12 protein-coding genes are annotated in these 15,413 nt (G+C 36.2%); 7 read left to right on the plus strand and 5 right to left on the minus strand.

What is annotated here, in order from left to right; genetic code table 11:
- Positions 1 to 30: 30 nt before the first annotated feature.
- From H4O18_RS17950 to H4O18_RS17970, 5 genes are all read right to left on the minus strand, one after another.
- Entirely contained in the window at positions 31 to 1,116 is a 1,086-nt protein-coding gene (locus H4O18_RS17950; protein ID WP_187587187.1) for an amidohydrolase family protein, read from the minus strand.
- Positions 1,117 to 1,152: 36 nt separating this feature from the next.
- Positions 1,153 to 1,374: a Gfo/Idh/MocA family oxidoreductase gene (locus H4O18_RS17955; RefSeq protein WP_187587189.1), complete on the minus strand. Its 222-nt coding sequence runs from the start codon at positions 1,372 to 1,374 to the stop codon at positions 1,153 to 1,155.
- 37 nt (positions 1,375 to 1,411) lie between these two features.
- A complete protein-coding gene (locus H4O18_RS17960; protein WP_187587191.1) occupies positions 1,412 to 2,716 on the minus strand; it encodes a nucleoside permease in 1,305 nt (434 codons plus the stop codon).
- Positions 2,717 to 2,848: 132 nt separating this feature from the next.
- Positions 2,849 to 3,628 (minus strand): 3-keto-disaccharide hydrolase, encoded by a 780-nt coding sequence (locus tag H4O18_RS17965; RefSeq protein ID WP_246474406.1) that lies wholly within the window; start codon positions 3,626 to 3,628, stop codon positions 2,849 to 2,851.
- 142 nt (positions 3,629 to 3,770) lie between these two features.
- Complete coding sequence (locus H4O18_RS17970; RefSeq protein WP_187587193.1) at positions 3,771 to 5,078, minus strand: Gfo/Idh/MocA family protein; 1,308 nt, start codon at positions 5,076 to 5,078, stop codon at positions 3,771 to 3,773.
- 760 nt (positions 5,079 to 5,838) lie between these two features.
- On the opposite strand from H4O18_RS17970, the gene H4O18_RS17975 reads away from it, so the two are divergent.
- The 7 genes from H4O18_RS17975 (at position 5,839) to H4O18_RS18005 (ending at position 15,267) form a co-directional block, all read left to right on the plus strand.
- Positions 5,839 to 6,774 carry an ester cyclase gene (locus H4O18_RS17975; protein WP_187587195.1) on the plus strand — a complete coding sequence of 312 codons (936 nt, stop codon included), beginning with the start codon at positions 5,839 to 5,841 and terminating at the stop codon, positions 6,772 to 6,774.
- A 35-nt stretch (positions 6,775 to 6,809) separates the two neighbouring features.
- Complete coding sequence (locus H4O18_RS17980) at positions 6,810 to 8,141, plus strand: sulfatase family protein (RefSeq protein ID WP_187587197.1); 1,332 nt, start codon at positions 6,810 to 6,812, stop codon at positions 8,139 to 8,141.
- 237 nt (positions 8,142 to 8,378) lie between these two features.
- Positions 8,379 to 9,734 carry an FAD-dependent oxidoreductase gene (locus tag H4O18_RS17985; protein WP_187587199.1) on the plus strand — a complete coding sequence of 452 codons (1,356 nt, stop codon included), beginning with the start codon at positions 8,379 to 8,381 and terminating at the stop codon, positions 9,732 to 9,734.
- An 11-nt stretch (positions 9,735 to 9,745) separates the two neighbouring features.
- Entirely contained in the window at positions 9,746 to 10,888 is a 1,143-nt protein-coding gene (locus tag H4O18_RS17990; protein WP_187587201.1) for a hypothetical protein, read from the plus strand.
- 358 nt (positions 10,889 to 11,246) lie between these two features.
- Entirely contained in the window at positions 11,247 to 12,263 is a 1,017-nt protein-coding gene (locus H4O18_RS17995) for a hypothetical protein (protein ID WP_187587203.1), read from the plus strand.
- Positions 12,263 to 13,195: a CBASS system CD-NTase-associated NAD(+) hydrolase Cap12 gene (gene cap12, locus H4O18_RS18000; protein ID WP_187587205.1), complete on the plus strand. Its 933-nt coding sequence runs from the start codon at positions 12,263 to 12,265 to the stop codon at positions 13,193 to 13,195. Before H4O18_RS17995 ends, cap12 begins: the two co-directional genes overlap by 1 nt.
- 155 nt (positions 13,196 to 13,350) lie before the next feature.
- Positions 13,351 to 15,267 carry an NACHT domain-containing protein gene (locus tag H4O18_RS18005; protein WP_187587207.1) on the plus strand — a complete coding sequence of 639 codons (1,917 nt, stop codon included), beginning with the start codon at positions 13,351 to 13,353 and terminating at the stop codon, positions 15,265 to 15,267.
- Positions 15,268 to 15,413: the final 146 nt, after the last annotated feature.

The following is a 15,413-nucleotide window of genomic DNA, read 5'->3' on the forward strand; positions in this document are numbered from 1 at the left end:
TTTAAGTTAATCACCTAACTGTTCATAATATCAAATATCATTTGTTGGAAACATCTTAAGCCATTTTTTTGCGTTTTGATAAAATATTTTATCCACAACTTCCTTAGGAAGTTTTAATCCCTTAAACTCTTCATTTACCAGATCACTGGTCATAACCTCATCGGTAACGAAAAATCGCCAATCCGTAAGCCACATTTTATGCATCTCCTTCTGCATTTCTTTGATATTTTCCTTGCCATCATCGGCCAAATCGGTTGCATATAGGATCCGATCTTGGTACTTAATAAAAAAGGCACGTACCTTTTCCCTATTTTCTACAGTTTGATAAAAAACTTGCCCCATTCTGGCAGCGAGGTCTATAGACATATTAGGAAACTTGTCCAACCGTTTCGCCAATTCATCAACGCTCCACTCTAGACTCCCAATGTGTGCTCCAATAAACACAAGATCGGGGTGTTTTTCCAACATACGATCCCGAGCAGCCACCTGTTCTTCATAAGAAGGTAGTTCCGGATGTTGGTACATGTGGTACTGTGGATGTTCAGAAAAATATTTCCGATCGTTGTTGGTTGTCATTTCATCTAGCGGAAGCCAACAGTTTTTTGGTTCTCCCAAATGACCTATCAATGGTATCTTTTTACTGGCTAAATAATCGAATATCGTATCCAGCTTTGGATTGTCGACCATTATTAGCTCGTTATCCTTATCACGAAAAACCATGCCAATATTCTTCCAAACCTTTACAGCTATGGCCCCTTCTTTAAAACTCTTGTCCAACCATGAAATAGTATTCTTTGTAAAGTCTGGGTTATCCCAATCCTCTATGGAAAAGGAGGTAGCGAACTCATAATCCTCAGGATGCCCTTTCTTTTGAGCAAAACAATAATCATATTGTTCTTTAATAAGTTCCTCGCCTTTTGAAAGGTCGACCATAATATTCAGCAAACGAAAATTGTCTTTCTTTGCTTGATTTACAAAACTGTTCCGATTTGCAAAAACATGAATGTGGGTATCAATTTTTTCTACCTTGTCAAAATCGTCCAAAGTATAATATTCATTCTTTTCCCCACAAGAAATCGTTAATAGTATTAATAAGGCAATCCATGATTTTTTCATCTGTTTAATTTTTATAGTTTTTATCTGATATTGGTATTAATTGGCATTGGGATCAGTAGTTTTCATAGCGGCTTTAAAATTGTTGAACAACGGATAAGAACCTCCCAACTTATTGTTTAGAACCTCTTTACTCTTGCCAGGTGAAATCAAACCCGAGATTTTAAATTCCTCTAAATTGTGATAAGCCGTTACATGGGATGCACCCATATTTCCACAGCCCACTACCAGAACACGCACCGGACTGCTTTTATTAACCATATTATTATTAAATTTTATTAGTACATATTTTAGGGAATTATCTTTCCGTTTTTAGATCAGCACTATCGGCTAAACCGCCCTCGAAATCCTTTTGACCCCTATTGTCCGTTACAGTTAAAATGTGCGACACCTTGTTGTCTACTTCTAAAGTGCCTACAAGTTTTTCCCTGAAAAAAAACATAAATAACAAACCCACCAATAAAGCAATTATTGCTGGAACCAGCCAAATGGATTCCCATTGGTAGCTCAAGATGTCATTAATGTTGACAAGAAAATCATCGGTTACTGCTCCTGAAACAAAAGAGCCAATAAACATTCCCACCCCATATGTTGCAAAAGTGATAAGCCCCTGGGCGGAATTTCGAAAGGAGGGTTTGGACTTCTTATCAATATAGATCTGTCCTGTAACAAAAAAGAAATCATAACATACACCATGTAATATAATTCCAAAATACAACATCCAAATTCCTGGACCTATATCCCCATAAGCAAATAAAAGATAACGTATTACCCAAGCAAAAATACCTATCAGCATCATTTTTTTAATTCCGAGCCTCTTAAAAGCAAGGGGCATCAATAACATGAATAAAAGTTCGGAAACCTGCCCCAAAGTCATTTTAGCTGCAGCATTTTCCATCCCTATGTCATTCAGAAAAGGATTGGCAAAGTTGTAATAAAAAGCCAATGGGATACAAACTAGAATAGAGCTGACAAAAAAAACAATAAATGACCTTTTCTTAAATAAAACCAAGGCATCTAGTCCCAATATGGCAGAAATACTTGCGCTTTTACCTGTAGGCGGGGTACTTGGCAAGAAGAAGCTTAAAATACCAAGCACCAAAGAACAATATGCCGCAATGCGGAAGGTCATAAAAGAAGTCTCCAACTCCATAAACCCTATTAAAAGTCCCGCTGCTATCCAGCCCACGGTTCCTAAAACCCTAATCCGTGGAAATTCCTTATCGGGATCCTCCATTTGCGAAAAGGAAATGGAGTTAACCAAGGACATCGTAGGCATATACAACAATGTGTATAGCAAAATTAACCACCAAAATTTTTGAAAATGCTCCACGGTACTAATATAATATAAGGTGGCAGCACCCATTAAATGTAATGTCCCCAATACCTTTTGTGCGGAGAAAAATCGGTCAGCTACCAGACCCACGAAAAAAGGAGAAATAATGGCTGCGATAGAAAGGTTTGCATATGCTGCCCCCACTTGTGTTGCATTTACCTCCAACGAGGACATCAGATAGGTGCCCATGGTAACATACCACGCTCCCCATATAAAATACTCCAATAGCATTAGAACGGATAAACGCAATCTTACTGAATTTTTCATGGAGGTGAGTTGGTTGGTTATATTTTTTTATGCAATGAATTCTAAGGGTTGAAACTGATTATGCTTTGGAAACAACGGAAAACCTCACCTTTTATAATCGGACTTGTTGTTACTTATCCATAGGATTCCCAACTATTTATTAAGCAAAGGAGCTATCTGCTCAGCAGTAGTTACCCCTGGCGGCAATTCTATTACTTTTAAATTCCTGAAATGAATCTCCGCACCTTCAGATTCGAGACAGAAATAACCTTTCTTCTGAGTGGATTTAGAAATACCATTTACAAATTTACCGTTAACAGAAAGTTTAATGACTCCATCTACACATACTACGTCATAGGTATTCCATTCACCCTTTCCCTTACATCTATTCTCTACGGACTTACTTCTTTCCCCCCGTGGATTATCTGGTAGGGTCACCACTCCCCCTACACCCCAAACTTCCCCATGAACATAGGCTATGGGTTGCTGAACACCATCTTTTGCATTTATGTTTACCCAGTCCAATTCCAACATCTGGATTTCCACACCGTCCGGCAGTGGAGAATTTCCCTTTGGATCGGCACCGCTCCATGCAAATATTCCAGAATTGCCCCCTGCTTCCATATGTCGCCATTCTACATGAAGAATAAAGTTTTCATATTGTTTTTCCGATCTTACTACCCCAATTGGATGGCCCAAGTTTACCAGTACCCCATCTGCACCCACGGTCCACCCCTCTTTAACGGTATTCACATTGATCCATTTAATGGTAGATGCTTCTCCCGACTTTCCTGAAATCAAATTCTCCAAGGTATCCTCCTCTCCAAATTCAAATTCAAATGCTTCATTCTGGGCCTCGGCCTGGAAAGCAATCATTACAATTATCAATACCGATAAAAGGGCAGATTTTCTCTTAATCGAAATTTTCTTCATGTTTTTATGGTTAAATTATTTATCAAAATAAAATAGCTGTTCTTCAAATTCCCCGACGTAGTTTTAGTTACAGCAGAATAAAGTATTCCCATAAAAATAGCAATTTTGAGTACTCTTCATCTCTAAATTGCTAAATCTATAATTAAATCATTTTGGTGATTCCCGGAACGGCTATTCCTGGACCATCATATTTTAAATCCCAACTGTACTCATCGTTCTCGGGACCAAGGGATACGTTGGAGTTCATGGCCTCTTCCCAACTGATCGTTTGTCCGGAATATGCTGCATCCCTAGCTATTATAGCCATCAAGGTACTATTGGCGGCCATTTCCCCATCGTTTATAGCGCTGCCCATACGAATGGATTTAAACAATCCGTCGTGCTCACTTTGGTACATGTCGTTTGTTTCCCCCTCATATTTCCATTCATTTTTGCCCCAAATCTCGTGCCTATTTCCCTGATAAAATGCATTTCCCAATGTACCTGCGACTTCTACAGAGTTTCTGGACGACCCTCCATTAAGTTGCCTTGTGGAAACATTTCCTTTTAAACCACCCCCGTAATCAAATTCCACTGCAAAGTGGTCATAAATATTGCCGTACTTTTTATCCGTACGCCACTGCCTTCCACCTACCCCGGTTGCACTCAATGGCATTCGTTCTCCCATTGCCCAGGAAATCATGTCCGTACTATGGACGAACATTTCTACAATAAAATCCCCGCTCAACCAATTGTAATAATACCAGTTGCGCATTTTATATTGCATATCGTTCCAATCCGATTGACGTTCTTTATGCCAAAGTTCACCCCCGTTTCTAACTGAGGAAATGGATTTTATTTCCCCTATATCTCCACCCAATACTTTTCCAAAGAGGGCCTGTTTCGGTAAATCATATCTAAAACAGAGGCCAGAAACTATGGAAAGGTTCTTTTCTTTGGCTCTTTTTGCAGCCTCCAAGACTTTACGTACCCCAGGCGCGTCCACGGCAACGGGTTTTTCATAGAAGACATGTTTACCAGCGTCTATGGCCGCGCTAAAGTGTTTTGGCCTAAATCCCGGGGGCTCGGCCATAAGCACTACATCCACTCCGGAATCAATTAATTTCTGATAAGCATCAAAACCAACAAATTGCATTTCTTTTTTCACATCTGCTCGTTGCCCATGTTCTTTCTTCAACAATTCCAAAGAATTGCTCAGCCTATCCTCAAAAATATCGGCCATAGCATGCAAAACCGTATCAGGGTCTGCACTTAGTGCCTGTACGGCCGCACCTGTACCTCTACCACCACAACCTATCAAGCCAACCTTCAAAACTTTATTCTTTGTAAGGAATGGATTTGCAAAACCAGCGTTTAGGGTCGCTGCACTAAAAAGTGTAGCTGCCCCCGCTTTTTTTATGAAGGACCTTCGGTCAGAGCCTTCTAATGAAACAATACCTTTTTTAGTCATAATGTTTAATTTACATAGCCCGGATTCTGGGTAATTATATCATTGATATTCATTTTGTCCTTGGGAACAGACCCGCAATAAACTCTGTTTTAATTGAAATTAGCAACCGCTATATAGTCCAACAGCTTCCAACCACCGGAAACAGCATCTTTATAGTAAATTTACTTGGTCCAACCTGATCTTTACATAACCGATTTTCCAACGATTAATATCAAATACGCGCAACCTCTCAAAAGCCAAATTCCTCAATCGTTCAGGTTATGTTCCATTAAGTGTGTCATTGTTATTCCAGACCTAATCTTTCTGGATAGCTTAAGGCCAGAATAGATATAACTATGGTTCAACTTTTTGGTATATGCCATTTCTTTGTAAGTCTGCTACCAACCAAATATAATAATTTATAGTGAACAAGTTGATGACCAATAAGTTATCGAAATAAAACATTTAGACGGCTCGGATGGAGTTTGTTTTCTCATTGAACCATTTAATATTTATTGGTTTACTTTTACTAAAGATAGAATATTTGGAAGTACCTGTAATTGCGTTTGCATTGGTTTTGCCCAACAATCAAACTTGCTTGGACCCAGCCAAAACAGCTAGCTTCTTATCAGGTTGCAGCGTTTTATAAGGTGCTTCATAGTGCTTTGAAGTAATCCTTTAATGAAAATAAGTAGATTCCAAAACAATAACCAACAAACAATAATCGCCATTAAAACGGGAGTTTATAAAGACCGTTGGCAGCAATTAAAAGAAACTGTTTATGAATAAAAATTCAAAAAATCAAATTTTATCAATTTTGCTACTAGCCTTGCTGATTGTGAGTTGTAAATCTAAACAAAGCACAGAAGAACTTTCAGAAAACACTACTTCAGACCAAATAGAAAGCACATCAAGTAAATCTGAAAAAGAAATAAAAGTTATATTGGAAAGGATCTTGGCTGCAGTTGGAAACCGGGATGCTCAAGAATTGGATGACCTGAGTTTCGACCAGGCCATTATCGCATATACGTATCCGGAGGACGGACAATGGCAGCATAAAGAGATGACTATTGACTCGTATTTGCAAAACATCCGAGATATGAAAGATCCAAAGCCTATTTTAGAATCCGCCAATTCGTATAAGATAAATATAACCGAAGATCGATTGGCCTCAGTAATAATGCCTACCGTCATTTCAAAATTCGGTGTTGCCAGTAGCAATGAGGTCAATCATGCTATAATGATGAAAGACAGCGACCAATGGAAACTGTTAAGTATTTCATGGACCGCTCAGCGGATTCCCGAAGAAGAAAAAGAATTCGATTTAAATCTCTGTGCACGCAACTATGCTCAAGTCTGGGGTAGTAACCGACCTGAGTTTGTTGCTATGTTTTATGCTGAAGATGGTTCATTACAAGTGAATGACGGAGAACCTGCCGTTGGTAGAAATGCCATTACAAATGTTGCTAAAGGATTTTTGGACGCTTTTCCTGATATGATTGTTTCAATGGATAGTCTAGTCACTAAATCTAACAAAAAACGATTCTATTGGACACTGACCGGAACAAATGACGTACCAAATGGAACAGGAAAGAAAGTTAAAATTAGTGGATTTGAAGAATGGACATTAAATGATGATGGATTAATCCAAGAATCAAAAGGCTATTTTGATGAAAAAGAATACGAGCGACAACTTGAATTTGGAACGGATAAATAATAACTGCTGCCAACAATTAATAAAAAGAAGATTCAATGCACATTAAGATTAAACCATTTATATCAAAATTGGTAGTACTTATAATTTTTGGTATTACAGCATGTCAGCCTAGTAATGACAATTCAAAAAATAGACCCAATATTATCATTTTCTTTACCGATGATCAAGGTTACGCAGATGTGGGGTGCTATGGTGCAGAAGGTTTTGAGACTCCTCACATTGATCGTTTAGCTTCTGAAGGTATTCGTTTTACCAATTTTTATGTTCCAGCAACAGTTTGTACGCCTTCTAGGGCCGGTCTTTTAACAGGTCGCTATCCTAAAAGATACAATCTTCACGAAGCGGTTCTTTTCCCCTTTTCAGAAGGTGGGCTTTCATTGGACGAATATACGATGGCAGAATTACTAGGGGACAATGGTTATACAACTTCCATTATCGGGAAGTGGCATTTGGGTCATAAAGAGGAGTTTATGCCAAATAATCAGGGTTTTGATATGTTTTATGGGGTGCCCTATTCCAATGACATGGATAACTATTATTATAAGGAGATTGATTTTCAATCCCCTCCCCTTCCATTTTATAGAAACAAAACATTGATAGAAAGCGGTCCTGACCAAGACTATCTAACCAAAAGATATACTGAAGAGGCCATTGATCAAATAAGAAATAGAAGTGAAAAACCATTTTTCATGTATGTTGCCCAAAATATGCCACATACACCACTACACGCTTCTCCTGCTTTTATAGGTAAAAGTGAAAAAGGATTATATGGCGATGTTATTATGGAATTGGATTGGAGTGTAGGAGAGATCGTAAAAACGCTGAAAGAACAAAAAATCTATGATAATACTATTTTTATTTTCACCTCTGACAATGGACCTAGAATTGGTTCTGCAAAACCACTGAGAGGCAAGAAAGCTGAAACATGGGACGGAGGTCAGCGGGTACCGGCAATAGTGGCTTGGCCAGGCAAAATTCCTAAAGGAGTGGTTAGTAGTGATTTTACTACCACTTTGGATTTATATCCAACACTTGCAAAAATATCTGGTTCAAAGATTCCCGATGATTTAAAATTGGACGGCTTGGACATTAGCGATTATCTTTTACATCCTGAAACTACCAAATTACCAGAACGGCCGTTTTATTTTTATGCCAGAAACGGGGAAATGGAAGCTGTTAGAATGGGGAAATGGAAACTTCATATTGAAAAATCCAGAGGGTGGAATTTAGAGGAAAGTGGTGTTTTTCCTGTTTCTCTATATAATCTTGATGCGGACATAGGTGAAAAAAACAATGTGGTAGATCAATTTCCTGAGATTGTTGAGGAATTAACGAACATGATGAAAGAATTTGAAACAGAATTATAATAAGACAATAACACTATATAGTATCTATTAGCGAATAACATCTTGGTAACAAAATATAAAAATAAGTACTCAATTTAGGGCGTACATACCGGCCGGCAGTTAGGGTTAATTATAACCCGTCCTGAATCATGTGCACATACAAATGCTCAAAAGAAAAAAATATCCGTTGCATGAAATTGCGGATTAGTTATTAGATTGTCATTATTTACATTTGTGTTATCGTCAAAAAATTATTACATGAAAAGAAGATCAATGTTAAAATCCATGGGAGCAGTCTCTCTTGGAATGGTAACACCATCCTTTGCAAAGGGAGAATCGCTCGTAGCGCCATATAAAGTAAAAGAAGAAAGTATAACTACAGAGATATTGGTAGTAGGTGGTGGTACGGCTGGTACTATTGCCGCTATTCAGGCTGGCAGAGCCGGAGCAGAAACGATCTTGATTGAAAGTGGGAGTCAGTTGGGAGGAACTACCACTACAGGTGGCGTTGCCTTTCCGGGGATATTCCATGCTTGGGGCAAACAAATTATTGGCGGTATTGGTTGGGAATTAGTGATGGATTGTGTGGAGTTGAATGGAGATAAATTACCCAATTTCTCTAAGGTTCCAGACAGCCATTGGAAACATCAGGTAACGATAAATGGGCCATTATATACTTTATTGGCCGAAGAGAAATGCCTGGAGGCAGGTGTGGATATTCGCTATTATGAATCCCCAACACAAATTGAATTTAAAAAGGGAAAATGGATCGTCGAATCCGTTGGAAAAGGTACAAAAACAACCATCGTCTGCAATCAAATAATTGATTGTACTGGAAATGCCTTGATTGCATCGATGGCCGGTTATGGTGTGCTAAGAGAAAAAGATACACAACCTGGCTCCCTGATCTTTAGATTGGGAGGCTATAACTATGATTCACTTGATTTAACCAAGATTCCGGAAAAATACCACCGCGTATTGAGACAAAACATGCTCGAAAATTCAAAAAGGGAAAGTCGTGAGCACACCTATGTTCCCTATAGTTATGTATATGTACCGGGTGCAGATTCTACCACTTCCGAAGTACATACCAAGGCCAATAATGAAGGAAGAAATACCTTGCTGAAATTGGTAAGGACGCTAAAGACTTTTCCGGGGTGTGAGAATTTGAAACTGGTGGATTTAAAAACGGAAACTGCCGTTCGAGAAACCTATCGAATAGACGGTTTGTATAAAATGAACAAGGATGATTATACCTCTGGAAAGGTGTTTGACGATGCTATTTCACATTCTTTTTATCCGATCGATCTGCATAGGGAAGGAAAATCTATTTATCAAGAATTTTTAAAACCTGATGTGGTAGCGTGTATTCCGTTACGATCATTAATTCCGAAACAAAGCCGGAATTTTCTGGTTGCGGGTCGTTGTGTGAGTAGTGATCGCTTGGCAAACTCTGCACTCCGCGTTCAGGCATCTTGTATGGGTATGGGGCAGGCAGCAGCAGTAGCTGCGGTATTGGCCAGTAAGCAAGGTGTTTCTCCTGAACAAGTGGATATCAATGAAATTAAGGAACTGTTGAAAAAACATGGAGCCATTGTTCCCGCTCAAAAATAGAGAATTACAGCATGATCAAGTTCCGTTTTTTTACCGTGGCAATTATTGGTTTATTAGGGATGGTGTTAACCTCTTTTTTACAAGAAAAAGAATCCATAAAATATTGGCAAGTGGCTACAATTGAAAGTAGTGCTGCTGACGAACCTTTAATTGTTGAGACTTATAAGGCCACGCTAACCAATGAAACTATTTTTTTACGCAAGACAAAGGATAACCTACCGCTGCATTACTATAAAAAAGTAACAGGTGAAGTGTGTATGGACCAAGAATGTAGGTTGTTGAACATTGTGGTTTACTGGAATATTACGGGCAGGTATTTAGGGTTTGAATTGCCAAAAGGGGAGTTTTTGAGTAAATATGACCACGAACCATTTTCTGAAAGTGAATACCAACGATTACACCAATTATTGGCAGATTCAACAATGCCCTTAGATGTGGTATCTTTTGAAAAACTGGTAGAACAACCCAATAAGGAGCAAGGAACTGCTGATGCTGTTTCCGGAGCCACTTCAAAAAGTGTTGCTGACATGGTAGTAAAGGGGGCCGCCTATACCACGTATAAATTATGGAATGTAATAAATGGTCCAACGATGGATATCGTTTCAGAACTCACAGAAAAACAGTTGACACCCCTATTGATAAATCGTATTTTACAAAGTCCGGATAACAGTGATAAGCTGTGGGCTTTGAATAGAATTGGCAGTGCAACAGAACTGACACCAGATCTGGAGACGTCACTTTTAGAAATCGTTTCTTCCGATGATTTTTATTTGGCATATAGCGCCATTCAAGCTGTAGAACCTGTTCATTTAAAAGCTACCGATTTGCAAGAGCATTTATTTTCAATGTATCCAAATGTCAATCACAGTATCCAAAAGGAATTGCTGAAAAAGTTGGGACAGGCTCCTGAACTGAGTTTAGAGGTTGTATATGCGTCTAGAGATTTGTTGCATCAATTAAATGGACAGCAATTGGATGATCTATTAAAGCTGTATTCAAAACACGGCGTAAACGACCTTGAAACGTGTAGATCTGTGGTAAGAATTCTGAAAAACGAGAACAAGTATATTTCAAAAAAGGCCTACGACTTTTTAATTGGACTACAAATAGATGATGCTACTATCATGGAACGTTTGAATGCTTATAACCGGTGAAAACTTTAACGACTCCTTAAAAAAGTGGAGGGCTAACAATACCCCCCAAAGATTGGATTTTTGTTAGCAGTACCGATTCTAACCCCAGGACCAGCAAGAAATACCATACAACGGATATTGCTGTATTTTATCGATTAAGCGGATTCCAAAACCAATATTTGTTAACTTAGAAGGTTAGAAACAAACTCTAGGTTGTAGTACTCCCCCCGCTGCCCAACACAGAAAATTTTATTGGATTAATAGGAATTATAGGACACTAGTAGGTGTCTAGGTACTGGCTGGTGGGCTTGTAGTTTTTATAAGTGATATATAGTTAATACCTATATACAATTGTTAGCAGCAAGATAAAATAAACCGAATGGCAATAGACTACGAGAAACGATTACAGAATCTTAGTGCAAGAAGATTTGATAACGAACTAAATGAATCGATTTTGACAAAATCTTTCAGTTCAACCAGTATTCCTAAGAATATTAAATACTTAATGGAATCAATGGTCAGAATTGACAAAAAATATAATGGCAAAACTATTGAAGCTGCAAATAGAGTTCAAAAACATTTAGAAAATGGCTACGATTTACATTTTTCTAGAGCATACAGAACTCAAGGTTCAGTAACTACTTCGACAAATATCAAAGTTCATAGTGATTTTGATTTATTGACAATTATCGATAAATATCATTTTACAGGAGTAGGAGTTCCAAACGACAATCCTTACAAAGATTCAAAACCAAATTCAGACATTAAAAGTCTAAGAAGTCAATCTGAAAAAATAATGGAGGACATCTATGACGAAGTGGATAAAACAGGGAAAAAGAACATTTCTATTTTTAACAAATCTCTAAATAGAAAAGTTGACATTGTTTTTTGCTTTTGGTATAACTCAAAAAAATATGAGGAAACATCTAGCGAATATTACAGAGGAATTTACCTGTTTGATTTCACAAAAGAGGTAAAAATATTGGACTACCCTTTTGCACATATTAGTCAAGTTAATACAAAGGGAGATAATACCAATGATGGTTCAAGAAAAGGAATTAGACTTTTAAAAACACTAAAAGCTGATGCGGATATAGATATAAGTAGTTTTCATTTGACAACAATAGTTCATTCAATTAGTGATAGTGAACTATACTATTATCGAGGCAAGGAAATAAACATAGCTAAAGCTATAAGCAACCAATTAGAGAAATTAATTAATAACGGTGAATACCGCAGAAGTATTGAGAGTCCAAATGGAACAGAAAAACCATTGAAAGACGATACTGTTGACGGAATGAAAAAGATCAAAGCTGACTTGGACGAGTTAATTGCAGATGTTCACAAAGAGCTTTATTTGGGGTATTTTGAAAAAGGGGAGTTAATATATTCATAATGAGAAAAAAGAGAATTTTTATTGGTTCATCATCTGAAGAGCTTGGTCTAGCAAATGCTGCTAAATCAATCCTCGAAAGAGATTTTGAAGTAACAATTTGGAATGATAGTGTTTGGGATACATCTGTATTCAAAATAAATAATAACTTCTTAAATGATTTACTTAGAGCATCCTTACAATTTGATTTTGGCTTGTTAATAGGAACAACTGATGATGAAGTCAAATATCGAGGAGATTCCGTAATGCAACCTAGAGATAATGTCCTGTTTGAATTAGGTCTTTTTATTGGTCGTTTAGGTTTATCAAAATGTGCTTTTGTTATAGATAAGGAATTAAAAGTTTTATCTGATATCACAGGTATTTCACTTGCTCGATTTGAAAAATCTGATACACCAAGCTTTGTTTCAGCAATTAGTCAAGTAAGCGAACTTTTCAGAAATCAAATTGACTCTGACATTAATTTCTTTCCATCTTCGACACTAGCTTCCGGCTACTTTGAGAATTTACTATTACCAACTTGTAAATTCTTGATAGAAAATGATGGTTTTGAAGTGGATGGTATTAAATACAAAGACTGTAAAATTCAAGTCATTATACCTAATAGACTGAATCCTGATGTTAATCTTCAATTTGAACAACTGAAAAGAGGATTTAACTCTAAAAATGTCTCATTTCATTATGCAGGACGACCTAGATTTATAAGTATGGAAACAGAAATTAAAGATAATAAGTTAGTTTTCATTGATTTTCCAACCACGTTATCAGGAATAAACTATGCGATTTCAAACCTTTTGCCAAATGATTTTAATTCAATGAGTTCTGACTATGAAGCTATAATAAGCAGAGAAATTGAAAGATTCATATACACAATCAAGCAACTAGCTTTAAGAAATAGTTTTGATACGCTAATCGAAATTAAAAGAGAACAATAAATCCAGCTGCTAACAATGTATATAAAAAATAGGCGAAACAGTAGTAAAATCAAGGGTTTTGGCTCGTGCGGAACTTTGTGCTTAACAGAAAGTTTAGTGCTCCGAAATCGCCCACTTTTCATATACTAACCGTTGGCAATAATTAAATGAACCAAATGATTAAAGAAATACTTTTAGGGGAATTAGTATCTAGAGGTTTTGATTCCATTAAAAAAATTTTTACTTCCAATAAGATTTCACTAGTTGTTTCAAAAGATGATCTAACAGAATCTCTAAATAGCCATTCAAAGTATATACAAAACCTTACCAGTAAGGTAAGTTTTAAAGAATTAAGAGGTAACAAAAATCTCAATGATACTTACATCGCTTTAGACCTTGAATTACAAGCAATCAGATTTAAAGAAAAAGAACAGAGGGAGAAGAAATTAAGGGTTGAAAAATTGATAAACAAAACCGAAAGCCACTTAATAATCCTAGGTGGACCCGGTGCTGGTAAAACGACAACTGTAAAAAAAATATGTCAGTCTCTGCTATACGAAGAAGAAATAAAAAATTATAGTTTTCCTATTCTTATAAATCTTCGAGATTTATCTTCAGAACAAACTATTTACGGAAAACTAAAAGACATTCTTGGAATTCAAATTGTGCTTAAAAATGAGGGAGTCAAGACTCAAACATTAATTGAAGATAAAGAATTAAGAATTAAATACGTAAATGCTTATTTGGATAGTTTAAAAGCAATCATAATATTAGACGGATTAGACGAAGTCAATCCTTTAAAAATAAGAAGTTTAGGTCAAGAGATTAAATCTTTGATTTTAAACTTGCGCAATTCTTTAGTGATTGTAACTAGTAGAAGTGCTTCTTATGACCTAGATATTGAAAATTCAATTGAATATGAACTTTGTAATTTAAACAAATCCCAAATAAAGAAATTCGTTCATAAATGGTTTGACAAAGACAAATATGCTGAAAAGTTTTTGTCAGAAATATCAAAATCTAAATTTTATGATTTTTCATTAAAACCAATATCGTTGGCACATTTATGCGCGATTTATGAAAGGACAAAAAAATTCTATGACAAACCTAAATCTATTTATAAAAAGCTAGTTAGAATATTAATAGAAGAATGGGATGAACAACGTGATATAATTAGAGAGTCAAATTATTCAGATTTTGATAATGAGAGAAAATTTGATTTTTTAAGCCATTTAGCATATGATTTAACCATTAGATTTGATAAGAAAGTATATTTTGAAGATGATTTAAAAGACTCATTCCTTAATATAAATGAATCTTTTGGATTGCCTAAAAACCAATGTTTAAAAGTTGTAAGAGAGGTCGAAGCCCATACAGGTATTTTAATTCAGTCAAGTTTTGAAACATTCGAGTTTGTGCATAAATCTATGCAGGAATATTTAGCAGCAGAACATATTGTTAAAATGCCTGAAATCCCCACTAAACTTCTACATAATGTAAACATATCAAATGAATTAGCAATTACAGTTGCTTTATCATCAGATCCAAATGCTTACTTTTTTAAATTAGTTTTTGATGTTTTTAGTAAAGAAAATTTTAGCAGTCATTCTATCATCGAATTCTTAAGCAGGTTAGCTTATGAAAAACCTGATTTCAAAGAATCATTATTGATCCCGTATTGCTTTGCAAAAATCACAGATGAATTTATAGATAATGACCTAGAGAGTCATGAAAAACTTATTAAAATAATAAATGAATTTAAAGAAATCCATAATATTAAAATTTCATTTAAGAAATTCTCTCTTAATATTTCAACGTCAATAGAAAACATATACGATTATGACAGTCAAGAAAGTACAGAAAACAATGCCGATGAATCTGACAGTTTAGAAAGTGATTTATTAGAGAAATTCAATTCCGACAATTTGGATATAGATGATGCTAGCTTAAAAGAAATGAATATAAAAAAGTTTGTAAATGTAGAGTTGGAAGATAGTTACTTTAAAAAGTTACCAGAAAGTGAACAGCCTTACCAAGGTTTGTTTAATGAAGTTAAAATTCCTCTGAACATATATAACAAACACTTTAACTAAAATAACTATTGCCAACAATGGTAACCGTTGCACAACCCTATAATTTATAAAATATCGATGCCAAAAGCGGCCTTTTAGGGCCGTTTTGTTTTTTAAACGAACGTGTTGCCACTCATTTTTATAGTGCCAAAAAGGAAGCAAATAGA

The sequence above is a fragment of the Arenibacter arenosicollis genome, from assembly GCF_014397245.1.
GTDB lineage: Bacteria > Bacteroidota > Bacteroidia > Flavobacteriales > Flavobacteriaceae > Arenibacter > Arenibacter arenosicollis.